Source organism: Streptomyces sp. QH1-20 (assembly GCF_041283565.1).
Taxonomy (GTDB): Bacteria; Actinomycetota; Actinomycetes; order Streptomycetales; family Streptomycetaceae; genus Streptomyces; species Streptomyces syringius.
Genome location: NZ_CP166299.1, coordinates 4,322,926 through 4,347,147, shown reverse-complemented (window position 1 = coordinate 4,347,147; position 24,222 = coordinate 4,322,926). Strand labels below are relative to the sequence as shown.

Here is a 24,222-nt window from a genome sequence, read left to right as displayed (position 1 = left end):
ATGCCGTACACCTCTGCCCCTACCGAGCCCCCGCTCACCCCGCCCGCAGCGCCACCGTCATCGCCTCGACCGCCAGCAGCGGCGACACATTCCTGTCGAGTGCGCGACGGCACTCGATGATCGCCTCGATGCGCCGCAGCGTCCGCTCCGGCCTGGAGGCCGACGCTATGCGCTCCAGCGCGTCCCGCGCGTCGATATTGGCGATCTCGACCCGGGAACCGAGCTGGAGTGCCAGCACATCGCGGTAGAAACCGGTCAGATCGATCAGGGCGAGATCGAGGCTGTCGCGCTGCGTCCGGGTGGCGCGGCGCTTCTGCCGGTCCTGGAGCTCCTTCATCGCGCCGGCCGTGCCGCGCGGGAGCCGACCGCCCGTGCCGGCGGCCGCGCCGAGTGCCGCGCGCAGCTCCTCGGTCTCCTTGGTGTCGACCTCCTCGGCGACCTGCTTCGCGTCCTCCCCCGCCGCGTCGATCAGCTCCTGCGCGGCCTTGAGGCAAGCACCGATGTCGTCCACGCGCAGCGGCAGCTTGAGCACGGCCGCACGACGGGCGCGGGCCCGCTCGTCCGTGGCGAGCCGCCGGGCCCTGCCGATGTGGCCCTGGGTGGCGCGGGCCGCCTGCGTGGCCAGCTCGGGCTCGATGCCGTCGCGGCGGACCAGGAGATCGGCCACCGCCGCCGGGGGCGGGGTGCGCAGGGTCAGGAGGCGGCAGCGGGACCGGATCGTCGGCAGCACGTCCTCCAGGGAAGGCGCACACAGCAGCCACACCGTGCGCGGAGCGGGCTCCTCCACCGCCTTGAGGAGGACATTGCCCGCGCCCTCGGTCAGCCGGTCCGCATCCTCCAGGACGATCACCTGCCAGCGGCCGGTGGCGGGCGACAGCTGGGCGCGACGGACCAGGTCACGGGTTTCCTTGACGCCGATCGACAGCTGATCCGTACGGACGATCTCGACGTCCGCGTGCGTGCCCACGAGCGAGGTGTGGCAGCCGTCGCAGAAGCCACAGCCGGGGCCGTTGAAAGCCCGGTCGGGGCTGACGCACTGGAGTGCCGCGGCGAAGGCCCGGGCCGCGGTGGACCGGCCCGAGCCCGGCGGGCCGGTGAACAGCCACGCGTGCGTCATGGAGCCGCCGCTGGTCGCGGGCGCGGGCGCCGGGGACGAGGCGGTGGCCGAGGCGACGCCCGTGACGAGCGCGTCCGCGTCCCGCGCGGCAGCGGCGAGCTGCTCCTGCACCCGGTCCTGGCCGACCAGGTCGTCCCACACCGCCATGGCTGTCCTCCGCGCTGTTGGTCCTGCGGTTACCCATTGTGGGACACGGCACTGACAACGATCCCCGCTGCCGGCAGGGCAGCCACGGCCGGCAGCGGGTCCGTCGGCCGGCCGCCCCCGTCCTACCGGCCCTTGCGCCGGCGGCGGCCCTCGTCCTCCTCGTCGCGTTCGCCGAAGAGCTCGTCCGCGAGGGTGGGAGCGTCCTTCTTCGGAGTCCGGCCGGCCCACCCCGGGCGCCGCTGGTCGGTGCGCGTGGGCTCCGCGCGACCGTCCGACTCGTCGGCATCGGTCCGGCCCTCGCCGACCTGCGGCAGTTCGCGCGTACGCTCACTGTCCGATTCCGCCGGGGACTTGCCCCGCTCGTCGTCCTCAGGCCGGAAGAGCCACGTCGGCACCCGGTCCGCCGGATCCGCCGGGCGCTCGACGCGCTCGGGTCGCGAGGACCGCGTGGATCGTTCGGACCGCTCGCGCCGTTCGGGCTTCACGGGCGGCAGCACCGCCGTGTCGTCCATCGCGCCGGGCGGCACGGACGGCTTCGGCGGGGTGGCGTCGGCGTCGGGCTGCGGAAGGACCGCGGTCTCCTCGGATTCCGACTCGGGCCCGGCCTTGGGCTTACCGGCCGCTCGCCCGCCGCGTCCCCCCACACCCCACGTGATCCGCTGGTCGTCCGGCCCGCCATCACCTACGGCGGGCGGAGTCGCGGGCGGAACGGGCGGAGCAGGAGGTACGGGCGGTACCGGCGGGACAGCCGGCATCACCGCGGTATCGGCGTTCCGCGACCAGTCCTGGTCACGCGGGTCGGCGGGACGGACCGCAGGCGTCTGCACCGTCTGCGCCTCGTCCGAGGCACGCCGCGCGTCAGCGTCCCGACGGGCGCCCGCGCCCTTGCGCGCGTCGGACGGGCGGAACGCCGGCCGCTCGACCGTCGGAGCCTCGGAATCGTCGGCCCCGGAACGGCGCTTCACGGAACGATCCGCCTCGGCCGCCGCGGCAGCCTCAGCGGCGACCCGCGCGGCCTCGGCCTCGGCCGCCGCGTCGGCCGCGGCCTTCGCCTCGGCCTCGGCCCTGGCCTGCTCGGCCAGGCGGGCCTGCTCGGCGGCCCGGGCCCGCTCGGCGGCCCGCTCCTCCTCGGCGACCCGCGCCCGCTCGGCCGCTCGCTCCTCCTCGGCCAGCCGCTCCCGCTCCGCCGCCCGTTCCTGCTCGGCGATGCGCGCCTGCTCGGCCCTCAGCAGGGCCTCTTCCGCCTTGCGCTGCTTCTCCAGGCGCCGTTCCGCGGCCTCGGCGCGCAGGCGTGCCTCTTCCTCGGCCTGCTTGCGCAGCCGCTCCTGCTCGGCGGCGTGGGCGCGCTCCTCCGCCTCACGGCGCTTGCGCTCCTCCTCCGCCAGGCGACGGGCTTCCTCGGCCGCCTGCCGGGCCTCCTCCGCCAGGCGCTCCTCCTCACGCCGCCGGGCCTCTTCCAGCTCGCGGCGCTTGCGCTCCTCTTCCTCCGCCCGCTCGCGGCGCTGCCGCTCCTCCTCCTCGGCGCGGAGCTTGGCGAGCTGGGCCTGGCGCTCGCGCTCCAGCCGCTCCTCCTCCGCCTTGCGGGCGGCCTCTTCCTCGGCCTTGCGGCGGGCTTCCTCCTCCGCCGCCTTCCGTGCCGCCTCCAGGGCCTTGATCTCGGCCTCGGAGAGGGGCAGCACCTGGTCGAGACGGTGGCGTACGACGGTGGAGATGGCCGCGGGCTCCTGGCCCGCGTCGATGACCAGATAGCGCGCCGGGTCGGCGGCTGCGAGGGTCAGGAACCCGGTCCGCACCCGCTGGTGGAACTCCATCGGCTCCGACTCCAGCCGGTCCGGGGCCTCGGTGAAGCGTTCACGGGCGGTCTCGGGCGAGACGTCCAGCAGGACCGTCAGATTCGGCACCAGCCCGTTCGTGGCCCACCGCGAGATCCGGGCGATCTCGGTCGGCGAGAGATCGCGCCCGGCGCCCTGGTAGGCGACGGAGGAATCGATGTAGCGGTCGGAGATGACGACCGCGCCGCGCTCCAGGGCGGGCCGGACGACGGAGGCGACGTGCTCGGCGCGGTCGGCCGCGTACATCAGGGCCTCGGAGCGGTCCGACAGGCCCGCCGACGAGACGTCGAGAAGGATCGCGCGCAGCCGCTTGCCGATCGAGGTGGCACCGGGCTCACGGGTGACGACCACCTCGTGGCCCTTGCCGCGGATCCACTCGGCGACCGCTTCGACCTGGGTCGACTTGCCCGCGCCGTCGCCGCCCTCGAAGGCGATGAAGAAGCCGGTGCCCGAGGGCGTCTGGCCCGGGTCGCCGCCGCGCACCACGTCCAGCAGGTCGCGTCGGAACGGCACACCGTCCCGGTCGTCGATCTTGCCGAGCACCAATGCGGCGACGGGCAGCAGCAGCGCGCCGACGAGCATCAGCGTGAAGGCCGCCCCGCCGTGCGCGAAGACGAAGCTGCCGCTTGCCAGCCGGTGCGGCCCGATGGCCGCCGCGAGCAGGGGCGCCACGACGGCGCTCAGCGCGACGGCGACGCGGACGACGGCGTGCAGGTGCTCGGTCGTACGGGCCCGGCGGGCCTCCTCGGTCTCCTGATCGAGGAGGGAGTGGCCGGTGTTGGCGGCGACGCCGGCGGACACCCCCGCGAGCAGAACGAGCAGCAGCACCGTCGTGGGGTCGGGCACCAGGCCCGCGGCCAGCAGCGCCACGCCCGTCACCGCGATCGCCAGCACCAGCAGGCGGCGGCGCGAGAAGCCGGGCAGCACCTTGCGGGCCGTGCGGATGCCGATGACCGGGCCACCGCCGAGCGCGAGGACGAGCAGCGCGAAGCCGACCGGGCCCCCACCGAGGTCGACGGCCTGGAGGGCGGCGATACCGACGGACGCGGCGATCGCGCCCGCGACGGCCGCGCAGGCCGGCACGAGCACCGGGATCGCGCCCGTGCGGCCCTTGTCGGGGCCCTGGGCGGTCCTGGGGCGGCGCAGCCCCTCGAGCGGGGAACGCGTGCGGGGTGTCTGCGTGGCGGGGAGTTCGAGGGCCTGGAGGAGCGCGATCGACGTCGCGAACAGACCGGCCGCGACGAACGAGCCGAGGGCCGCCTGGTGCAGATGGAACCAGTCGATCCCCGAGCCGAGCAGATTGCCGACGAGCGTGACGACGACGAGCACGGCCGCGGCGACGGGCAGGGCGACGAAGTTCGTACGGATCGAGAGCCGCCGCAGGGCGTCACAGTGGTCCGGCAGCGGCCGCACGGCCGCGCCTTCGGCGGGCGGCGCGGGCAGCAGCGCGGGGGCCGCGCTCTCCCGGGCGACGGTCCAGAAGCGCTCGGCGACGCCGACGACGAAGGCCGAGACCAGCAGCCAGCCGAGCGCCCGGCCCTCGGTCCAGTCGATCCACAGCGGTGCGACGGCGAGCAGCGCGAGCCGCACCCCGTCCGCGCCGATCATGGTCCAGCGGCGGTCGAGGGGACCGGCCGGGGCGATGAGGGAGGAGAGCGGGCCGAGCAGGACCGCGCCGAAGAGCAGGGTCGCGAGCAAGCGCGCGCCGAGGACCGCCGCGACGGCGAATGCGGCGCCTCGGTAGCCACCCCCGAACGACCCTGCGGCGACGGCCGCTTGCAGCGACAGCAGCATCAGGACGAGGAGGGCGAGGGAGTCCCCGATCCCGCCGACGGCCTGGGCGCGCCACAACCGCAGGAGCGGCGGGAAGCGCAGCAGGGCCCGTACGGCGCGCTCGCGGGAATCCGCGGCTAGGGCGCCGGATGTGGGGGTCACCACTGTTGGCTGCTCGGCTCGCGTCATCCTGCCAGCCTATCCGGACTGACCGAATCACAATCCTCTGCCCGAAGGCACCCATATGACCGGGCGACGACCGGGCTTCGCGTTGACCCCGCACACGACAGGGCGGTGAACCGGGTTCCGGTTCACCGCCCTGTGCATCACTGTGTGCGTCGTTCTGTGCGAACGGGCCCGGGTGCCGCCCGCCCGATGTTGCTACTCGTCCGAAGCCGACCCCGCCGAAGCGGCAGCGGTGGTCTTCTTCGCCGCGGCCTTCTTCGTGGTGGCCTTCTTGGCCGTCGTCGTCTTCTTCGCCGTCGTGGTCTTCTTGGCGGCCGTCTTCTTCGCGGCGGTCTTCTTGGCCGTCGTGGTCTTCTTGGCCGCCGTCTTCTTCGCCGGGGCCTTCTTGGCCGTCTTCTTGGCCGGGCCCTTGGCGCGCTTCTCCGCGAGGAGCTCGTAGCCGCGCTCCGGCGTGATCGTCTCGACGTCGTCGTCACGGCGCAGCGTGGCGTTGGTCTCGCCGTCGGTCACGTACGGGCCGAAACGACCGTCCTTGACCACGACCGGTCGCTCGCTGACCGGGTCGGTGCCCAGCTCCTTCAGCGGCGGCTTGGCCGCGGCCCGCCCGCGCTGCTTGGGCTGGGCGTAGATGGCGAGGGCCTCGTCGAGGGTGATCGTGAAGAGCTGGTCCTCGGTCTCCAGCGACCGCGAGTCCGTGCCCTTCTTCAGGTACGGGCCGTAACGGCCGTTCTGCGCGGTGATCTCCACGCCTTCGGCGTCCTGGCCGACGACGCGCGGCAGCGACATCAGCTTGAGGGCGTCGTCGAGGGTGACCGTGTCGAGGGACATGGTCTTGAAGAGCGACGCGGTGCGCGGCTTGACCGCGTTCTTGCCGGTCTTCGGGGTGCCCTCGGGCAGGACCTCGGTGACGTACGGGCCGTAGCGGCCGTCGCGGGCGATGATCTGGTGCCCGCTGACCGGGTCGGTGCCCAGCTCGAAGTCGCCGCTCGGCTTGGCGAGCAGCTCCTCGGCGTACGCCACGGTCAGCTCGTCCGGCGCCAGGTCCTCCGGCACGTCGGCGCGCTGGTGGCCCTCGGAGTCCTTCTCGCCGCGCTCCACGTACGGGCCGTAGCGGCCGACGCGCAGCACGATGCCCTCGCCGACGGGGAACGAGGACACCTCACGGGCATCGATCGCGCCGAGGTCGGTGACCAGCTCCTTGAGGCCGCCGAGGTGATCGCCGTCGCCGTTGCCGGCGTCGGCGGCGGAGGCGACCTGGCTCTCCTCGGTCCCGCCCTCGGAACCGAAGTAGAAGCGGCGCAGCCACGGCACGGCCTGGGCCTCACCGCGGGCGATGCGGTCGAGGTCGTCCTCCATGGAGGCGGTGAAGTCGTAGTCGACCAGTCGGCCGAAGTGCTTCTCCAGCAGGTTGACGACGGCGAAGGACAGGAAGGACGGGACGAGCGCCGTGCCCTTCTTGAAGACGTAGCCACGGTCGAGGATCGTGCCGATGATCGACGCGTAGGTCGACGGGCGGCCGATCTCGCGCTCTTCGAGCTCCTTGACCAGCGAGGCCTCGGTGTAGCGGGCCGGGGGCTTGGTCGCGTGACCGTCGGCGGAGATCTCCTCGGCGGTCAGCTGGTCGCCCTCGGTGACCTGCGGGAGCCTGCGCTCGCGGTCGTCCAGCTCGGCGTTCGGGTCGTCGGCGCCTTCGACGTAGGCCTTCATGAAGCCGTGGAAGGTGATCGTCTTGCCGGACGCGCTGAACTCGGCGTCCCGGCCGTCGCTCGCGCGACCGGCGATCTTGACGGTGACGGAGTTGCCGACCGCGTCCTTCATCTGGGAGGCGACGGTCCGCTTCCAGATCAGCTCGTACAGACGGAACTGGTCACCGGTCAGGCCCGTCTCGGCGGGCGTGCGGAAACGATCACCCGACGGCCGGATCGCCTCGTGGGCCTCCTGCGCGTTCTTGACCTTGCCGGCGTACGTGCGCGGCTTCTCCGGCAGGTAGTCGGCGCCGTAGAGCTGCGTGACCTGCGCCCGGGCGGCCTGCACGGCCGTCTCGGAGAGGGTGGTGGAGTCCGTACGCATATAAGTGATGAAGCCGTTTTCGTACAGCTTCTGGGCGACCTGCATGGTCGCCTTCGCACCGAAGCCCAGCTTGCGCGAGGCCTCCTGCTGCAGCGTGGTCGTACGGAACGGCGCGTACGGCGAGCGGCGGTACGGCTTGGACTCGACGGACCGGACGGAGAACCGGGTCTCCGCGAGGGCCGCGGCGAGCGCACGGGCGTTCGCCTCGTCCAGGTGGAGGACGGTGGAGCCCTCCTTGATCACGCCGGTCGAGCCGAAGTCACGGCCCTGGGCGACACGGCGGCCGTCGACCGAGGTCAGACGGGCGCCGAAGGTGCCGGGGTCGGAGGCGTCGCCGCCGCGGCCCGTCGCGAAAGTGCCGGTGAGGTCCCAGTACTCGGCGGAGCGGAAGGCGATGCGCTCGCGCTCCCGCTCGACGACGAGACGGGTCGCCACGGACTGCACCCGGCCGGCGGACAGCCGGGGCATGACCTTCTTCCACAGGACCGGCGAGACCTCGTAGCCGTAGAGGCGGTCGAGGATGCGGCGGGTCTCCTGGGCGTCGACGAGCTTCTTGTTCAGCTCGCGCGGGTTGGCCACGGCCTCACGGATCGCGTCCTTGGTGATCTCGTGGAAGACCATCCGGCGGACCGGGACCTTGGGCTTGAGGACTTCCTGGAGGTGCCACGCGATGGCTTCACCCTCGCGGTCCTCATCGGTGGCGAGGAAGAGTTCGTCGGACTCGGCCAGCAGGTCCTTGAGCTTCTTGACCTGGTCCTTCTTGTCGTGGTTGACGACATAGATGGGCTGGAAGTCGGCGTCGACGTTCACTCCGAGGCGGGCCCAGGGCTCGCCCTTGTACTTGGCCGGGACCTCGGCGGCCCCGTTCGGCAGGTCACGGATGTGCCCGACGCTCGCCTCGACGACGTATCCGGGGCCGAGGTAGCCCTTGATCGTCTTCGCCTTGGCAGGCGACTCGACGATGACGAGTCGGCGGCCGCCCTGTGCGGTCTCGCTGGTCGGGGACAACTTCGCTCTTCTTCCGGTCGGCACTCGGTGTGGGCGCTGCGGTGACGCTGCGGAGTGTGACGGTACATCCCGCCCCCGTGTCAAACGGAAAAAGCCCGCAACGCCACTCGAACGGTAACCCGACAAGCGTCCTGTCTGCCGCCCGGACCGGCACACCGCCGGTGCGAAGGGGGCGCCGGGGGCCACCTCGGGACCAGGTGGAAAGCGGTGCGTACGGGGGTTTCCGACGGTAAGCGGCACGTTTTATATCGGCTGTACCCGCTCGTGGCGCGTTGCGTGTCGACGAACCGACGGAAGCTCACCCTCCGGAACCGGCCCCGCCCGCGCGGCAGGGCCTCAGACGCCGAGCAGCAGCCAGAGGCCGGTGGCGAGCGTGCCCGCGCCGAAGAGGAGGGAGAGCGCTACCGCGGCGCGTGGGCTCGCCCCCTCCACCACAGGTGCCCCCAGCACCGCACGCGCTCCGGTCCACAGCAGCAGCGCCCCGCCGAACAGCGTGAAGGCGGTACCGGCGAAGCCCGCGGGCGCACTCTCCATGGCGGGCAGCCTGGCACCCGCACGAGGCGTACGGGCGAACCTGAAGTGAACGCGTCGAACATGACGAGAACCCGCCCCCTCCTTTTCCACCCCTCATGAGTCGGGGCGACGCCGGACGCCCGTCGGCGGCGGGGCGAGCGGCCGACGCTCGCGCGCTCGGCCGATCAGCCCCCACGGGCACCACCCCTCAGTCGCCCACGGGCACCCCCCAGTCGCTCACCGGCGTGAGGAAACCCTGCTCGACCAGCAGCCGGATCGACTCGGGCGTACGGTCGCGCAGCAGCACCGCGTCCTCCCCGACGAGCTGGGCGATGGCGTCCAGGATCCGGCCCGCGCTGAGTGAGCCGTCACACACGCCTGCGAAGCCCGCGCCGACCGTGTCCACCTTGGTCGCCCGGCGCATGCCGCGGTTCTGGCGGAGCACGACGTGCTCCGGGTCCTCCGCGCCCGGCAGCCCGACCTGCTCCTGCACGACCTCGTCGGCCAGCTTGAAACGGGCGGCGAGCAGCGACGCGTCGTCGTGCGCGCGCAGGAAGTCCTGCCGCTCGAAATGGGCCCGCACGGACGCGCCGAGCGGCTGCTCCACGGGGTGCGGCCACTCCTCCGCCATCACGGACGGCCGGTCCGAGCCGGATTTACGCAGCGTGATCCAGCCAAATCCGACGCCCTTGGTCTTACGGGCCTCGAATTCGTCCAGCCACGCGTCGTAGCGGGCCGCGTAGTCGGCCGGGGCCGTGCGGTGGTCGCCGGCGTCGCGCAGCCACAGCTCGGCGTACTGCGCGACGTCCTGCACCTCGCGCTGGACGATCCACGCGTCACAGCCCCGGGGCACCCAGGACGCCAGCCGCTCCCGCCAGTCCTCGCCCTCGACGTGCTGCCAGTTGGCGAGCAGCTGGCAGTAACCGCCGTCGTTGAGCCGGGCGGCGGACTGCTGGACGAGGGTGCGGCAGAGGTCGTCGCCGCCCATGCCGCCGTCGCGGTAGGTGAGCCGGGCGCCGGGGGAGATCACGAAGGGCGGGTTGGAGACGATCAGGTCGTACGTCTCGTCGGCGACCGGCTCGAACAGCGAGCCCTCGCGCAGATCCGCCTCGGGCGCTCCGGACAGCGCGAGGGTGAGCCGGGTCATGTGCAGGGCGCGCGGATTGAGGTCGGTGGCCGTGACCCGGGTGGCGTGCTGGGCCGCGTGCAGCGCCTGGATGCCGGAGCCGGTACCCAGATCCAGGGCGCTGGCCACGGGCGTACGGACGGTGATCCCGGCGAGGGTCGTGGACGCGCCGCCGACGCCGAGGACCAGCTCCGAACGGTCCGCCCCGCCCGGGGCGTCCGCGCCCCCGGCGATGCCGCCGGCGCCGCCGACCGCGCAGCCGAGGTCGGAGACGATCCACCAGTCCTGCCCCTCGGGGCCGCCGAACGGGCGGACGTCCACGGTCGCCCGTACGCCGGCCGCGTCGCGGACCAGCCAGCCGTCGGCGAGGCAGTCGTCCATGGGGAGCGCGGCGGCGGCCCGCCCGTACTCGACCGGCCGCTGCAGCAGGAAGAGCCGGACCAGCGTCTCCAGCGGGCTGTCGCCGCGCGTGGCGCGCAGGGCGGGGACGGTCTCGCTGCGGGCGAGCGCGGCGTAGGCGGGGGCGCCGAGCAGGTCGAGGAGGCCGTCGGCGGTGAAGGCGGCGGCGAGCAGGGCATCGCGCAGCCGGGCGGTGCGCGCGCGGTCGGAGGCGGCGGGCAGGTTCGTACTCACGGGACCATTGTCGGGGGCACCACTGACAAAAGGCGAAAGCCCGACGCCGCGCCCTGCCGGGGCGTGGCGCCGGGCGGAGCCAACCGCTGCTGTCTTCCGCACACTTCGGGCCCGGACCGTTCCCGCTCTCCGGCCGGGCCACGTGTGCGTCGGAGCTGTGTCCGCCGACAGCCGTCCGTGCGGCTACTTCTTCGTCGGCGTGGCCGAGGTCGACGTCTTCTGGCAACCGGGCTGCTTCGCCATCGCCTTGCCGACATCACCGGACTGCAGCTTCTTGAGGGCCTCGTCGCTCTGGCTGCTGAGCTTGCCGATGTCGCCCGCGATGCTCTTGAGCCCCGCGGCGAACTTGCCCTTGTCCCCGGTGTCCAGACCGTCCATCCGCTTCTTCAGGTTGGTGTAGGCCGCGGAGAGGTCGTTGAGCGCCTTGACGGCGTTCTGCTGGCTGGTCTCGCCGTCCTTGACGGGCGGCGCGCCCGCGTTCTGCACGGCCGAGCCCAGCGCCTTGTAGGCGTCGGCGTTGGCCTGGAAGGCCTTGGAGTCGGTCTGCTGGATCTTCTTCGAGTCCTCCTCGTTCTGGACGGAGGCGATCGAGGAGTTGGCGTCCTGGATCTTCTTCACCTGGGGCTGCATCTGGTCGCAGACCTTCTTGGCCCAGTCGTCGAGCTTCTTGTCACCGTTGTCGCTGTCGCTGCAACCGGTCAGCGCCATAACGAGCGCCGCACCGCCGGACAGTGCAGCCACAAGCTTCTTGTTCACCGGATTGGTCCCTTCGATGGCTCTCGGCCCGGAACTTACACGGCCGAGCCGTGCGGCCCATGAGCCGAGCACCCCATGCGCCCCCTTTTGAAGCCATTTGCACCAAGCTCGGCGTGGCGTTCGCCGCACCCCTGACGGCCCGCGCGCCACTCGCACGAACGGGCGGACGGCGTGCCCCCGCACGCCGTCCGCCGCCGTTGCCCGCTACCGGTCCGGGCTTTGTCTCCTGCCGTCTCGGGCTTGTCTCCTGCCGTATCCGGCCTTCGCCTGCCCGGGCGCCCCTTAGGACACCACCGCCCGGTCGACGGGTTTCGCCGCTCGTCCGGGGCTCTCCTCGTCGTCGCCCACGACGACGCCGCGCCGCTTGGAGACGTACACCGCGGCCACGATGACCACGATGGCGAGCACCGCGACGCCGATCCGCAGCCCGCTGTTGGCGTCGTCGCCGTAGGAGAACTTCACCACCGCGGGAGCGATCAGCAGTGCCACCAGGTTCATCACCTTCAGCAGCGGGTTGATCGCCGGGCCCGCGGTGTCCTTGAAGGGGTCGCCTACCGTGTCCCCGATGACCGTCGCGGCATGCGCCTCACTGCCCTTGCCGCCGTGGTGCCCGTCCTCCACGAGCTTCTTGGCGTTGTCCCAGGCACCACCGGAGTTGGCGAGGAACACCGCCATCAGGGTGCCGGTACCGATAGCGCCGGCGAGATACGAGCCGAGGGCGCCGACCCCGAGCGAGAATCCGACGGCGATGGGCGCCATGACGGCGAGCAGACCGGGGGTGGCGAGTTCGCGCAGCGCGTCCTTGGTGCAGATGTCCACCACGCGCCCGTACTCCGGCTTCTCGCTGTAGTCCATGATCCCGGGGTGCTCGCGGAACTGCCGCCGCACCTCGTAGACCACCGCGCCCGCCGACCGCGACACCGCGTTGATCGCCAGCCCCGAGAAGAGGAAGACGACGGCGGCGCCGAGGATCAGCCCGACCAGATTGTTGGGCTGCGAGATGTCCAGGCTCAGGCCCAACTCCCCGGACTTGGCGTGTACATCCGCCACGGCCGTGGCGATCGCGTCCCGGTACGAACCGAACAGGGCCGACGCGGCCAGCACCGCCGTGGCGATGGCTATGCCCTTGGTGATCGCCTTGGTCGTGTTGCCCACGGCGTCGAGGTCGGTCAGCACCTGCGCGCCCGCGCCCGTGACGTCACCGGACATCTCGGCGATGCCCTGCGCGTTGTCGGAGACGGGGCCGAAGGTGTCCATGGCGACGATCACGCCGACGGTCGTCAGCAGGCCCGTACCGGCGAGGGCGACGGCGAACAGCGCCAGCATGATCGACGTGCCGCCGAGCAGGAACGCCCCGTAGACGCCGAGCCCGATCAGCAGCGCCGTGTAGACCGCCGACTCCAGGCCGATGGAGATCCCGGCGAGGACGACGGTGGCGGGACCGGTCAGGGACGACTTGCCGATGTCCCGCACGGGCCGCCGGGTGGTCTCCGTGAAGTAGCCCGTGAGCTGCTGGATGAGCGCCGCGAGCACGATGCCGATGGCCACGGCGACGAGCGCGAGGACACGCGGGTCCCCGTCGTGGCCGCTGATGGCGTCGTCGCCGATGCCCTTCAAGTCCGCGTAGCTCGACGGCAGATACACGAACACCGCCACGGCCACCAGGACCAGTGAGATGACCGCCGAGATGAAGAAGCCGCGGTTGATGGCGGTCATACCGCTGCGGTCGGCGCGGCGCGGAGCGACCGCGAAGATGCCGATCATCGCGGTGACCACACCGATGGCGGGAACGAGCAGCGGGAAGGCGAGGCCCGCGTCACCGAAGGCGGCCTTGCCGAGGATCAGCGCGGCGACGAGGGTCACGGCGTAGGACTCGAAGAGGTCCGCCGCCATGCCCGCACAGTCGCCGACGTTGTCGCCCACATTGTCCGCGATGGTGGCGGCGTTGCGCGGGTCGTCCTCCGGGATGCCCTGCTCGACCTTGCCGACCAGGTCCGCACCGACGTCCGCGGCCTTGGTGAAGATGCCGCCGCCGACCCTCATGAACATGGCGATGAGCGCCGCACCGAGGCCGAATCCCTCCAGCACCTTGGGCGCGTCGGCCGCGTACACCAGCACCACGCAGGAGGCGCCCAGCAGACCGAGGCCCACCGTGAACATGCCGACGACACCGCCCGTACGAAACGCGATCTTCATGGCCTTGTGCGATACGGCCGTCAGATCCTTCTGCGGCTCGCCCTCGGCGGGAGTGGCCTCGCGAGCGGCGGCGGCGACCCGCACATTGGCGCGCACCGCGAGCCACATGCCGATATAGCCGGTGGCCGCGGAGAAGAGCGCGCCGATCAGAAAGAATGCCGAACGCCCGAGACGCTGTGACCAGTTGTCCGCGGGCAGCAGCATGAGCAGGAAGAAGACGACCACGGCGAAAACGCCGAGCGTCCGCAACTGCCGGGCAAGATAGGCATTCGCGCCTTCCTGCACCGCCGCGGCGATCTTTTTCATGCTGTCGGTGCCTTCGCCTGCCGCGAGCACCTGACGCACCAGCACCACGGCCACCGCGAGTGCCGCGATCGCGACGGCCGCGATCACCAGCACCAGCGTGCGGTTGCCCTCGGTCAGCTCGACCGCGAGGTTCTGAGTGAAGTCCACCTGTTCAGGGGTAAGGGGCCCCGCCATTCGTCCTCCTTGACGTTTGGCACATGGGCGCGCGGCTGACCCGCGACCGCGGAGCAGCCGCCACGCTCAGGCGTCCTGAGCTCAAGATGGACGGATTGTAGGGAGCATGGCGAGATCAAAACAGAGCGCGGGAAACGGAATGAGCCTGTGCAAGTGAAGGCCGGATGGATGATCCGCCGGATTCCCGATCTACGGGTGAAGATCCGAAGAAGAGATCGGTGAAGGAGATCGTCGAGCGGGCGCGGCGGTAAAGATCCGCGGCGCCGGGAGGAATCCGCGCGACGCCGTCCCGGAGAAAGATCGACGGCTGAAATCACACCCTGAAGAGGGAAGGAATTCGGCCATCGGCAGCGGCGGCGCCAGGGGCTTTAACGGCTCGGGCGGTGATGACATCGAATCAGGCCGAATCGGGGAGGCCGGACTACGACAAACGGGTGACGTGAGGCTACGGCGGCGGTGGAAGAGGGCCAGGATCCGCCGGCGGCACGGGAGAGCCGGGCTACGCCGGTGGCAGGGGTAGGGACGCCAAGGAACCCAGGCACCTGCATGCCGGGCCCCGGGGATCCGTGGTGCCGGGCTAGGGCAGCACGGGGGCGGGGATCGTCGGCCAGCTCATCCGAATGAGGCCGCCGGATTCGTCCGCGGTCACCTCGACGTCGTCGACCAGCCCGCTGATGACGGCGAGACCCATGTCGTCCTCGCCCTCTTCCGGCGCAGCGGAAGCCTCCCCCGCGGCGGCATCGGCGGCGGACGGATGGGGCGCGTCGTCCCCGACCTCGATGGAGAACTTCTTCTCGTCCTCGATCAGCACGACCCGCACCGGGGTGGTCACACCGTGGCCGGCATGCAGCCCCACCGCGCGCGTGCAGGCCTCACCCACGGCCAGGCGCACCTCGTCCAGCACGGCCTCGTCGACCCCGGCCCGGCGAGCCACCGCGGCGGCTACCAACCGGGCGGTGCGGACATGCTCGGGAAGGGCACTGAACAGCAGTTCGACGGTGGCCATGCCATCCCCCTCGGTCGCACGTGCCCTCTTCCCCAGTCCTGGAACAGGGCGAACTCACGGAGGGGCCGGGCCCTCACAGCCCGGTGCCCCCCGCGCGGCAGTGTCGTCCGGCGACCGTCAGTCGGTCGCCTGCACCGCGTCCTCGACCGAGGTGTGAATCGGGAACACCTTGGTCAGGCCGGTGATACGGAAAATCTTGAGAATGCGCTCCTGGTTGCAGACCAGGCGCAGCGAGCCCTCATGGGCACGCACACGCTTGAGCCCGCCGACCAGCACGCCGAGCCCGGTGGAGTCGAGGAAGTCGACGCCCTCCATGTCCACGACGAGGTGATAGCTGCCGTCGTTGACAAGCTCGACCAGCTGCTCACGCAGCTTGGGCGCGGTATACACATCAATCTCGCCACCGACCTCGACGACCGTACGGTCGCCTACGGTCCGGGTCGACAGGGACAGGTCCACGGATCCTCCAGCACCTTGCATCGAGCGGTCGCCCCCCATGGATCGGCAGCCGCGATGGCATTCAATCACTTACCGGCAGGCGCGCACGACGCCTTGAGTCCATTGTCCGTCACGCCAATGACACACTCGATGTCGATGGCCCACGATCAACTCCCGCCGGAGGCGGGCGTACATCCCGCTCCCCGGGTGGTCCTCGACAGACTCGCCACCGGGGCAGGCCGGGCTGCACGCATCACTCATACGGAGCACTTGCCCCCTCGTCCGGGACGTCATGCCCCCTGGCCCGAGAAGATCCGGCCGGAAGTGATCGGCGCGATCCGTGCCGCCGGAATCGACCGTCCGTGGGCGCACCAGGCGCTGACGGCCGAGCACGCGCTGCGCGGCGAGTCGGTGGTGGTGGCCACGGGCACCGCGTCCGGCAAGTCGCTCGCGTACCTCGCCCCGGTCCTCAGCGCGCTCCTGGACGGCTCCGAGGCGCCCAACGGGCGCGGCGCGACCGCCCTGTACCTGGCGCCCACCAAGGCCCTGGCAGCCGACCAGCGGCGCGCCGTACGGGCCCTCGCCGCCCCGCTCGGCAAAGGCGTCCGGCCGGCCGTCTACGACGGCGACACGCCCGTCGAGGAGCGCGAGTGGGTGCGCCAGTACGCCAATTACGCGCTCACCAACCCGGACATGCTGCACCGCTCGATCCTGCCCGCCCACCCCAAATGGGCCTCCTTCCTGCGCGCCCTGCGCTACGTCGTCATCGACGAGTGCCACACCTACCGCGGTGTCTTCGGCTCACACGTCGCCCAAGTGCTGCGTCGGCTTCGGCGTGTCTGCGCCCGTTACGGCGCCGATCCCGTCTTCCTCCTCGCCTCCGCCACCGCCTCCGACCCGGCCACCGCCGCGACCCGGCTGACCGGGCTGCCGGTGGTGGAGGTCACCGAGGACGCCTCCCCGCGCGGCGAAGTCGTCTTCGCCCTCTGGGAGCCCCCGCTCACCGAGCTGCACGGCGAGCGGGGCGCCCCCGTCCGCCGTACGGCCACCGCCGAGACCGCGGACCTTCTCACCGACCTCGCCGTCCAGGGCGTCCGGACCGTCGCCTTCGTGCGCTCCCGGCGCGGCGCCGAGCTCGTGGCCCTGATCACCCAGGAGCGCCTGGCCGCGGTGGACCGCTCCCTCCCTTCCCGGGTCGCCGCCTACCGCGGCGGCTACCTGCCCGAAGAGCGCCGCGCCATCGAGCGCGCCCTGCACACCGGCGAACTGCTGGGCCTCTCCGCCACCACCGCCCTGGAACTCGGCGTGGACGTCGCCGGCCTCGACGCCGTCCTCATCTGCGGCTACCCCGGCACCCGCGCCTCCCTGTGGCAGCAGGCCGGCCGCGCGGGCCGGACGGGCCGGGGCGCGCTCGCGATCCTCATCGCCCGCGACGACCCGCTGGACACCTATCTCGTCCACCACCCCGAGGCGCTTTTCCGGCAGCCTGTGGAGTCCACCGTCCTCGACCCGGACAATCCGTACGTCCTCGCCCCCCATCTGTGTGCCGCGGCCGCCGAGCTGCCGCTCACCGAATCCGATCTGTCACTCTTCGGCCCCGAGACGCCGGGCCTGCTGTCCCAGCTCGAAGGCCGGAAACTGCTCCGCCGCAGGGGCTCCGCCTGGCACTGGACCCGCCGCGAGCGCGCCGTCGACCTGGCCGACATCCGGGGCGGCGGCGGCCGCCCCGTCCAGGTCGTGGAGGAGGGCACGGGCCGGCTGCTGGGCACCGTGGACGCGTCCGCCGCCCACACGGCCGTCCACGACGGCGCCGTCCACCTCCATCAGGGCCGCACCTACCTCGTCCGCCATCTCGACCTGGAGGACTCCGTCGCCCTGGTCGAGGAGGCCGCCCCGCCCTACTCGACCACGGCCCGCGACACCACGGCCATCTCCATCCTGGAGACCAGCGCCGAGATCCCCTGGGGGGACGCACGGCTGTGCTTCGGCTCCGTCGAGGTCACCAATCAGGTCGTCTCCTTCCTCCGCCGCAAACTCCTCACCGGCGAGGTCCTCGGCGAGTCCAAGCTGGACCTCCCGCCCCGTACGCTGCGCACCCGCGCCGTGTGGTGGACGATCACGGAGGACCACCTCGACGAGGCCCGTGTCCACCCCGAGGCCGTCGGCGGCGCCCTGCACGCCGCGGAACACGCCTCGATCGGCATGCTCCCGCTCTTCGCCACCTGCGACCGCTGGGACATCGGCGGCGTCTCGGTGCCCCTCCACCCCGACACGGGCCTGCCGACCGTCTTCGTCTACGACGGCCACCCCGGCGGCGCCGGCTTCGCCGAGCGGGCCTTCCACACCGCCGCGAGCTGGCTCACCGCCACCCGCGAGGCGATCGCCGCCTGCGAGTGCGAGGCCGGCTGCCCCTCGTGCATCCAGTCCCCCAAGTGCGGCAACGGCAACGACCCACTCGACAAGAGAGCCGCCATCCGCCTCCTGACCCGCCTTCTCGCCGACGCCCCCGCCGAGGAGGAGCCGAGCACCCCGCTCCCGTAGCGCCACGGCCGCTCGGGGGCCTTGTTTGCCGGTGGGGCAGGCGCCCCCGAGGCGTCAGGGCCCGATCCCCGGGTGACCCGGACCGTCAGGGCCTGAAGCCGTGGTGGCCCGGGCCGTCGCCGCCCATCGGCTCAGGGGCGGTGAGCGGGCCCGTGAGGTCCGGAGGGCCGGCGCGGGAACTCACCCGGACGGTGTACGGCCCGGCCCGTGCCTCGGCCGCCACTTCGGCGATCTCACCGCTGACGGCGCACCGCACCACCCGCGCCGCCTGGGCCGCGGCCACCTTCCGGGCCAAGCCGCACGCCGTCCGGTGCCCCGACAAGGCGTGGTCGGCCGCCGCCAGCACCGCCAGGTCCGCCGCGCCGCCCGCGCGGTGGCGGGCCACCACGGCCTGCCCCATGGCCAGCGTCGCCGCGAACACCGCGCAGAAGGCCGCCGCGGCGATCGCCACCCATACCGATGCCATGCCCCCGTCACCCCACCGTCTCCTCCGCAAGGGCCACCGCCTCCCCGCCCAGCCGCACCGTCAGCGGTCCCGGGCCCGCGGTCCGGGCATCGACCCGCACCCGCACCAGGTCGCCCTCCCTCGCCACCGCGATCCGGGCCCCGGCCGGAGCGGCCGATCTGGCGGCGGCGACCGCCGCCGACGCCGGCTCCGAGCGGGCCGCCGCCCGAGCGCCCGCGCGGGCCGCGTCCACGCACTGGATCTGCGCGGTCGCCGCCATCAGCCCCCAGAGCAGTGCCATGCCGAACAGCGCCAGCGTCGGGAGGACCAACGCGGCCTCCGCCGTCACATAGCCGCCGTCAGAACGACGCATGGAGGGCCTTCACGATCAGCGACTGCAACGCCGAGCTGACCGCCCCACTGGTGACCACCTTGTAGAGCACCGCCGCGAGCGCGCATGCCGCCAGCGTCCCCACGGCGTACTCCGCCGTCGTCATTCCGTCCTCGCCGGCCACCCTCAGCCGGGCCCAACGCTTCGACCACCACTGCACGACCATCACTTGATCCCCCTGTCGTTTGCCTCAAACGCCTCATGTGCCTGATGCGCCACATGCACCTCATGTGCCTCACGCACCGTCAATTGCCCTCCATGAGCCCGCTCGCCAGACCGATGACCACCGGCACCACACCGACCGTCAAGAACGCGGGCAGGAAGCACAGCCCCAGCGGAGCCGTCGCCAGGACTCCGGCGCGCCGGGCCCGCATGCCCGCCGTCCGCCCTCGCGTGGCGCGCAACTGTCCAGCCAGCCGCGACATGGGCTCCACCGCCGGCACGCCTGTCGCCTGGGCCCGCTCCAGACAGCGGGCGAGCCCCCGGGCGCCGGGAAGGCTCCCCAGCCGGCCCCAGGCCGTGGCCGGCTCCCCGCCGAGCCGCACCTCGGCCGCGGCTTGGGCGAGTCGCTCGCCCACGGGCCCGCCCAGCGAGGCGCCTACCGCCGCGGCGGCCTCCCGGGGACCGGCCCCCGCGGCCATGCAGGCCGCCAAGAGATCCGCCGCGAACGGAAGTTGAGCTTCCGGTCCCTTCCCGGCCGGCTCACCGCGAGTACGCTTGTCGCGTCGCTGCCACCGCCACACGCCGTACGCGGCCCCGAGCCCCACCACACACCCGGCGATCCCCCCGACGAGGAGGAGACCGGTACACCCCGCCCCGACGGCCGGGAGCCCGGCCCGCACCACCGTCGGCCGCCCCGACCACCTCCGCAGTCGACTCCCCGGCCCGGCCGATCCACTCCCCTTCAGCAGCGACGCCGCCCGTCGGCGAACCGAGCGGATCCCGCGCGCCCGGCCCGCCCAGCCCAGGGTGATCATCAGGCCCGCGCCTCCGGCGGCGATCGAAATAAATATCCCCAGGCTGTGGATAACTTTTTCGCTCACGCCCTCCCACCCCCATCCGCTCCCCCAGCCGCCCGTACGATCCGAGCGGTCCACACGAGTCCCGCGCATTCCAGGACGCCACCGAGCGCCAGACAGCCCAGCCCGGCGGAGGTGTGCAGCAGCACCCGCAACGGGGCCGCCCCGAGCGCGCTGCCCATCAACAGGGCGAGCACCGGAAGCACGGCGAGCATCACGCCGGTGGACCTCGTTCCCGCCAACTGCGCGTGCAGGTCCTCCCGTTGATCCCGCTCGGCACTGAGAGCCGCCGCCACCCGTTCGAGTCCGGCGGCGAGCCCCGCCCCGCCATCGACCGAGACCTGCCAGCAGGCGGCCACTCCGTTCAGCCCCTCGGCCCCCGGCTGCCGTGCCACCTTCCGCAGGGCTTCCGGCACATCGCCGCCGAACCTCGCCGCCGCCGGAACGGCCGACCACGCCGCCCCGAGGTCCACCACCAGCCCCACCAGCGCCTCGCCGGGCTGCCGCCCGGCTCGCAGATCACCCGCGACGGCCCCGCACAGGTCGATCACGGCCGCCTCCCGCCGATCCCGCTCGCGTTGGCGCCGCCGGGTGGCGAGTCCACGTCTCACAAGGGGGACAGCGGCCACCGCGCCGATCAGCGGCAGCATCGACTCGCCCAGCAGCGCCACGGCACAACCGACCGGAAGACAGAGCAGCTCACGCCTCTCCCGCCCCCACCGACGCCATCGGCCGAAGCGCTCCCCGACCCACGGAAGAGACGCGCCACCGGACAGCCCTCCTCCCCTGGGAGCGAACAGGGCTCTGGCCCGCCGCGACTCCTGCCCCGGCCACATCGAGCCCCGGAGCGAGACCACCGCGCACCACACCGCCCCGAACACCGGGACCACAGCCCGGTACTTCGCTACGGCAACGGTCACAGCGCACCACCGCCCCGTTCGCACAGGGCTGCCAGCCGGCCCCAGCCACGCGCCGGCTCGAAACCGCTTTCGCCCCATACGGCCGCCGGTGCGGTCGTCACGAAGCCTCCGGCGTCGCGGTCCAGGACGTGGAGCTCCGCGATCCGCCGCCGCCCGCCCCGGTCACGCGCCAGGTGGACCACGACCGACAGCGCGGCCGCCAACTGGCTGTGCAGGGCCCCGCGGTCGAGTCCCGCCGTCGAACCCAGCGCTTCCAGCCGCGCGGGCACATCCGCCGCCGCGTTGGCGTGAACCGTGCCGCACCCGCCCTCGTGCCCGGTGTTGAGGGCGGCCAGCAGATCGGTGACCTCCGGGCCGCGCACCTCGCCGACGACCAGCCGGTCCGGCCGCATGCGCAACGCCTGCCGGACCAGGTCCCGCAGGGTGACCAGGCCCGTGCCCTCCTGATTCGCGGGCCGTGTCTCCAGTCGCACCACATGCGGATGCTCGGGGCGCAGCTCGGCCGAGTCCTCGGCCAGCACGATCCGCTCGTCCGGCGCGACCAGTCCGAGCAGGGTGGACAGCAGGGTCGTCTTTCCCGACCCCGTGCCACCGCTGATCAGGAAGGAGAGCCGGGCGTCCACCACGGCCCGCAGCAGGCGCTGCCCGCCGGGCGGCACGGTACCGGCGGAGACCAGCTCGTCCAACGCGAAGGCCCGGCGTCGCACCACACGCAGCGAGAGACAGGTCGAACCGACGGCCACCGGGGGCAGCACGGCGTGCAAACGCGTCCCGTCCGGCAGCCGGGCGTCCACCCAGGGCCGGGCATCGTCGAGTCGGCGTCCGGCGATCGCGGCGAGCCGCTGCGCGAGTCTGCGCACCGCCGCCGCGTCGGGGAAGGACACATCGGCGCGCTCCAGGCCCGCTCCGCGGTCCACCCACACCTGGTCGGGCGCGGTGACCAGGACATCGGTGACCTCGGGTGCGGAGAGCAGGGGCTCGAGCGGGCCGGTGCCGATCAGCTCGGACCGCAGCCGGGACGCGACACCGAGCACTTCGGCGTCGCCGAGCAGCCGGCCTTCGCGGCGCAACGCCTCCGCGACCCGCGCGGGCGTCGGCTCCACCCCGCTCTCCGCCAGCCGCAGGCGCACCGCGTCGAGCAGATCGGCGCTCATGTCGGCACGCCCGTGCCGTCGGCCGACGTCCGCGCCCAGAATTCCGCGCAGAAGCGCGCCAGCGGCCCGCGCTCGCCGCTCCCCGGTGGCCGACCGGCGAGCAGGGCGTCCGACAGGCCGGGCTCCGGTGGGAGTTCACCCGCCAGGGGCAGGCCGAGCAGGTTCGCGATCTCTTCGCCCCGCAGTCCCGAGCCGGCCTGCGCGCGCGTCACCAGCCGGAGGTCGCTCAGGACCATGCCGACCAACGAGGCGACCCGGTGGGCGGCCGCGACGGCTCGCAGCTCCGCGGGGACGACCAACAGCCCCACGTCCATCTGTTCGAGGGCTTCCACCGCCGCGTCGTCGAGTCGGCGCGGCAGGTCGACGACCACCGCCCCGCCTCGTCTGCGGGCCGCGGCCAGCACGGCCCGCATGGCATCGGACGAGACTGCGAGACAGTCGCCCCGGTCCCAGCTGAGGACCCGCAGCGAATGCAGCTCGGGCAGCGCTTCCTCCAGTGCCCGCCCGGCCACCCGGCCCCGCGAGTCGGCGAAGGCCGGCCATCGCAACCCCTCGGCCTTCTCTGCACCGAGCAGCACATCGAGGCCCCCGCCCAGCGGATCGCCGTCGATCAGCATCGTGCGCCGGCCCGCGCGGGCCGCGCCGACCGCCAGCGCGCAGGCGAGCGTGCTCGCCCCGGCGCCGCCCCGTCCGCCGATCACCCCTACCGTGAGCGCCGGGCGGCCCACGCCTTCCACGGCATCGGCGATCCTGTCGACCAGCCAGCTCTCGCCGTCGGGCAGGAGCGCCACATTGCGGGCTCCGATGCCCACCGCGCGCTGCCAGACGCCGGGGTCGTCCTGGTCCCTGCCGACCAGCACCACCCCCTCCCTGCGCATGGCGCCCCCGAGGCGGGCCGCGCAGTCGTCGCCGACCAGGACCAGCGGCGCGCTTTCCCAGCTCCCCCTGCGCGCGGGCATTCCCTGAGCGACTTCGGGCACGGCCCCGGCTGCGGCGCACAGCCGCAGCAGGTCATCCAGCAGCCCCTCGTCCTCCGTGACGACCAGCGGTCCCCCCGGCCTTCCGGCAACGGCGTCCGTCCGCCAATCGGATGTGATGGATCCGGTCACGGGTCTCCCCTCCCACTACGCGCTCTCTTCCGCGAACATCGCGGAACTCGCGGGGAATCACCGTGCATCGAACTGGAAAACCTTGTGGATCTTGGACAAAAACTGTGGACAACTCAGCGGTTGTGAATATCCCGCTCACCTATACCGGTGACTTCCGGAGAGCGCCAAGCCGATTACGCAGCGTGACGTGTATGAAGGAGGAGAGACCACGGCCGGACGGGCCGAACCAGAGGGAGGAACGCGGGATGAGGGCGCTCAAAATGCATCCGGACATGCGACGACCCCCGCCGGGGGGGAGAGCGGGGGTCGTCCCCACGGCCGACTCGGGGGGGGGAGGAGTCGGACCGGGTTAGACACGGTCGCGAACGATCCGTGACTTCCATGGTGTACCCGAGAGCCTTCTCAGGCAAACCCACACGCCTCAGCTTACGCCGAATGGAGGTCGGCCTATGCTCGGCGACGTGGAAAACCACTCGCTCCCTCGGACAGCCGCGTTCTTTGATCTGGACAAGACGGTCATTGCGAAGTCGAGCACGCTCACCTTCAGCAAGTCCTTCTACCAAGGCGGCTTGATCAACAGGCGCGCCGTGTTGCGCACCGCGTACATCCAGTTCGTCTTCCTGGTCGGTGGAGCCGACCACGACCAGATGGAGCGGATGCGCCAGTATCTCTCCGATCTGTGCCGTGGCTGGAATGTCCGCCAGGTGCGGGAGATCGTCGCCGAGACCCTGCACGAACTCATCGATCCGATCATTTACGACGAAGCCGCTTCCCTCATCGAGGAACACCACACCGCCGGGCGCGATGTGGTGATCGTCAGCACCTCCGGCGCCGAGGTGGTGGAGCCGATCGGCGAGCTGCTGGGCGCCGACCGCGTCGTCGCCACCCGCATGGTCGTCAAGGACGGCGCCTTCACCGGCGAGGTGGAGTACTACGCCTATGGCCCGACCAAGGCCGAAGCCATTCGGGAGCTCGCGGAGTCGGAGGGCTACGACCTGGCGCGCTGCTATGCCTACAGCGACTCCGCGACCGACATCCCGATGCTGGAGTCGATCGGCCACCCGCACGCGGTCAACCCGGACCGCGCCCTGCGCCGTGAGGCGATCGCCCGCGACTGGCCGATCCTCACCTTCAGCCGCCCGGTACGACTCAAGCAGCGCGTGTCGACCCTGCCTATGCCCTCACGCCCTGCCCTGATGGCGGCAGCAGCGGTCGGCGCCGCCGCGACGGCCGGCCTCGTCTGGTTCGCCAGCCGACGACGACCGCCCCACGTCCGCCTTGACCAGTTTTAACGCTAAAAGTAAAGAAACCGCGGCTTGGGCTTCCGCTTCCACCACGACAGGAGTAGAAAGGAGTTGACGG

At 72.3% G+C, this 24,222-nt stretch carries 18 protein-coding genes; 2 read left to right on the top strand and 16 right to left on the bottom strand.

Going from position 1 to position 24,222, the window contains the following annotated elements; genetic code table 11:
• Positions 1-34: 34 nt before the first annotated feature.
• The 9 genes from AB8O64_RS19610 to bldG form a co-directional block, all read right to left on the bottom strand.
• Positions 35-1,264: a DNA polymerase III subunit delta' gene (locus AB8O64_RS19610; protein WP_370420292.1), complete on the bottom strand. Its 1,230-nt coding sequence runs from the start codon at positions 1,262-1,264 to the stop codon at positions 35-37.
• 122 nt (positions 1,265-1,386) lie between these two features.
• Complete coding sequence (tmk, locus tag AB8O64_RS19605; RefSeq protein ID WP_370420290.1) at positions 1,387-5,058, bottom strand: dTMP kinase; 3,672 nt, start codon at positions 5,056-5,058, stop codon at positions 1,387-1,389.
• Positions 5,059-5,250: 192 nt separating this feature from the next.
• The gene (gene topA, locus AB8O64_RS19600; RefSeq protein ID WP_361927983.1) at positions 5,251-8,133 is read right to left on the bottom strand and encodes a type I DNA topoisomerase; all 2,883 of its coding nucleotides are present in this window, start codon (positions 8,131-8,133) and stop codon (positions 5,251-5,253) included.
• A gap of 336 nt (positions 8,134-8,469) precedes the next feature.
• Positions 8,470-8,667 carry a hypothetical protein gene (locus AB8O64_RS19595; protein WP_370420289.1) on the bottom strand — a complete coding sequence of 66 codons (198 nt, stop codon included), beginning with the start codon at positions 8,665-8,667 and terminating at the stop codon, positions 8,470-8,472.
• A 187-nt stretch (positions 8,668-8,854) separates the two neighbouring features.
• Positions 8,855-10,405: a methyltransferase gene (locus AB8O64_RS19590; protein ID WP_370420288.1), complete on the bottom strand. Its 1,551-nt coding sequence runs from the start codon at positions 10,403-10,405 to the stop codon at positions 8,855-8,857.
• 183 nt (positions 10,406-10,588) lie between these two features.
• Positions 10,589-11,161 (bottom strand): small secreted protein, encoded by a 573-nt coding sequence (locus tag AB8O64_RS19585; RefSeq protein ID WP_130878361.1) that lies wholly within the window; start codon positions 11,159-11,161, stop codon positions 10,589-10,591.
• A gap of 282 nt (positions 11,162-11,443) precedes the next feature.
• The gene (locus AB8O64_RS19580) at positions 11,444-13,837 is read right to left on the bottom strand and encodes a sodium-translocating pyrophosphatase (RefSeq protein WP_370420287.1); all 2,394 of its coding nucleotides are present in this window, start codon (positions 13,835-13,837) and stop codon (positions 11,444-11,446) included.
• Between the two features lie 577 nt (positions 13,838-14,414).
• The gene (locus AB8O64_RS19575) at positions 14,415-14,843 is read right to left on the bottom strand and encodes an ATP-binding protein (protein WP_370420286.1); all 429 of its coding nucleotides are present in this window, start codon (positions 14,841-14,843) and stop codon (positions 14,415-14,417) included.
• Positions 14,844-14,960: 117 nt separating this feature from the next.
• The gene (bldG, locus tag AB8O64_RS19570) at positions 14,961-15,302 is read right to left on the bottom strand and encodes an anti-sigma factor antagonist BldG (RefSeq protein ID WP_030392670.1); all 342 of its coding nucleotides are present in this window, start codon (positions 15,300-15,302) and stop codon (positions 14,961-14,963) included.
• Between the two features lie 54 nt (positions 15,303-15,356).
• Here bldG and AB8O64_RS19565 point away from each other — a divergent pair, with 54 nt between their 5' ends.
• Positions 15,357-17,822 carry a DEAD/DEAH box helicase gene (locus tag AB8O64_RS19565; RefSeq protein ID WP_370420285.1) on the top strand — a complete coding sequence of 822 codons (2,466 nt, stop codon included), beginning with the start codon at positions 15,357-15,359 and terminating at the stop codon, positions 17,820-17,822.
• Positions 17,823-17,907: 85 nt separating this feature from the next.
• Here the strand turns inward: AB8O64_RS19565 and AB8O64_RS19560 are convergent, their stop codons facing one another.
• The 7 genes from AB8O64_RS19560 to ssd all read right to left on the bottom strand — a co-directional run bounded on the left by AB8O64_RS19560 (position 17,908) and on the right by ssd (position 22,860).
• Entirely contained in the window at positions 17,908-18,288 is a 381-nt protein-coding gene (locus tag AB8O64_RS19560) for an Rv3654c family TadE-like protein (RefSeq protein ID WP_370420284.1), read from the bottom strand.
• 7 nt (positions 18,289-18,295) lie between these two features.
• Positions 18,296-18,640 carry a TadE family type IV pilus minor pilin gene (locus tag AB8O64_RS19555; RefSeq protein WP_370420282.1) on the bottom strand — a complete coding sequence of 115 codons (345 nt, stop codon included), beginning with the start codon at positions 18,638-18,640 and terminating at the stop codon, positions 18,296-18,298.
• Complete coding sequence (locus AB8O64_RS19550) at positions 18,627-18,824, bottom strand: DUF4244 domain-containing protein (protein ID WP_365205464.1); 198 nt, start codon at positions 18,822-18,824, stop codon at positions 18,627-18,629. The genes AB8O64_RS19555 and AB8O64_RS19550 overlap by 14 nt, the downstream gene beginning before the upstream one ends.
• Before the next feature lie 79 nt (positions 18,825-18,903).
• On the bottom strand, positions 18,904-19,701 hold the full coding sequence (locus tag AB8O64_RS19545) for a type II secretion system F family protein (protein WP_370420281.1): 798 nt from the start codon (positions 19,699-19,701) through the stop codon (positions 18,904-18,906).
• Positions 19,698-20,513 carry a type II secretion system F family protein gene (locus AB8O64_RS19540; protein ID WP_370423905.1) on the bottom strand — a complete coding sequence of 272 codons (816 nt, stop codon included), beginning with the start codon at positions 20,511-20,513 and terminating at the stop codon, positions 19,698-19,700. The genes AB8O64_RS19545 and AB8O64_RS19540 overlap by 4 nt, the downstream gene beginning before the upstream one ends.
• 80 nt (positions 20,514-20,593) lie before the next feature.
• A complete protein-coding gene (locus AB8O64_RS19535; protein WP_370420279.1) occupies positions 20,594-21,751 on the bottom strand; it encodes a TadA family conjugal transfer-associated ATPase in 1,158 nt (385 codons plus the stop codon).
• Positions 21,748-22,860: a septum site-determining protein Ssd gene (ssd, locus tag AB8O64_RS19530; protein WP_370420277.1), complete on the bottom strand. Its 1,113-nt coding sequence runs from the start codon at positions 22,858-22,860 to the stop codon at positions 21,748-21,750. Before ssd ends, AB8O64_RS19535 begins: the two co-directional genes overlap by 4 nt.
• A 449-nt stretch (positions 22,861-23,309) precedes the next feature.
• Here ssd and AB8O64_RS19525 point away from each other — a divergent pair, with 449 nt between their 5' ends.
• Positions 23,310-24,152 carry an HAD family hydrolase gene (locus tag AB8O64_RS19525; RefSeq protein WP_370420275.1) on the top strand — a complete coding sequence of 281 codons (843 nt, stop codon included), beginning with the start codon at positions 23,310-23,312 and terminating at the stop codon, positions 24,150-24,152.
• The last annotated feature ends 70 nt before the right edge of the window (positions 24,153-24,222 follow it).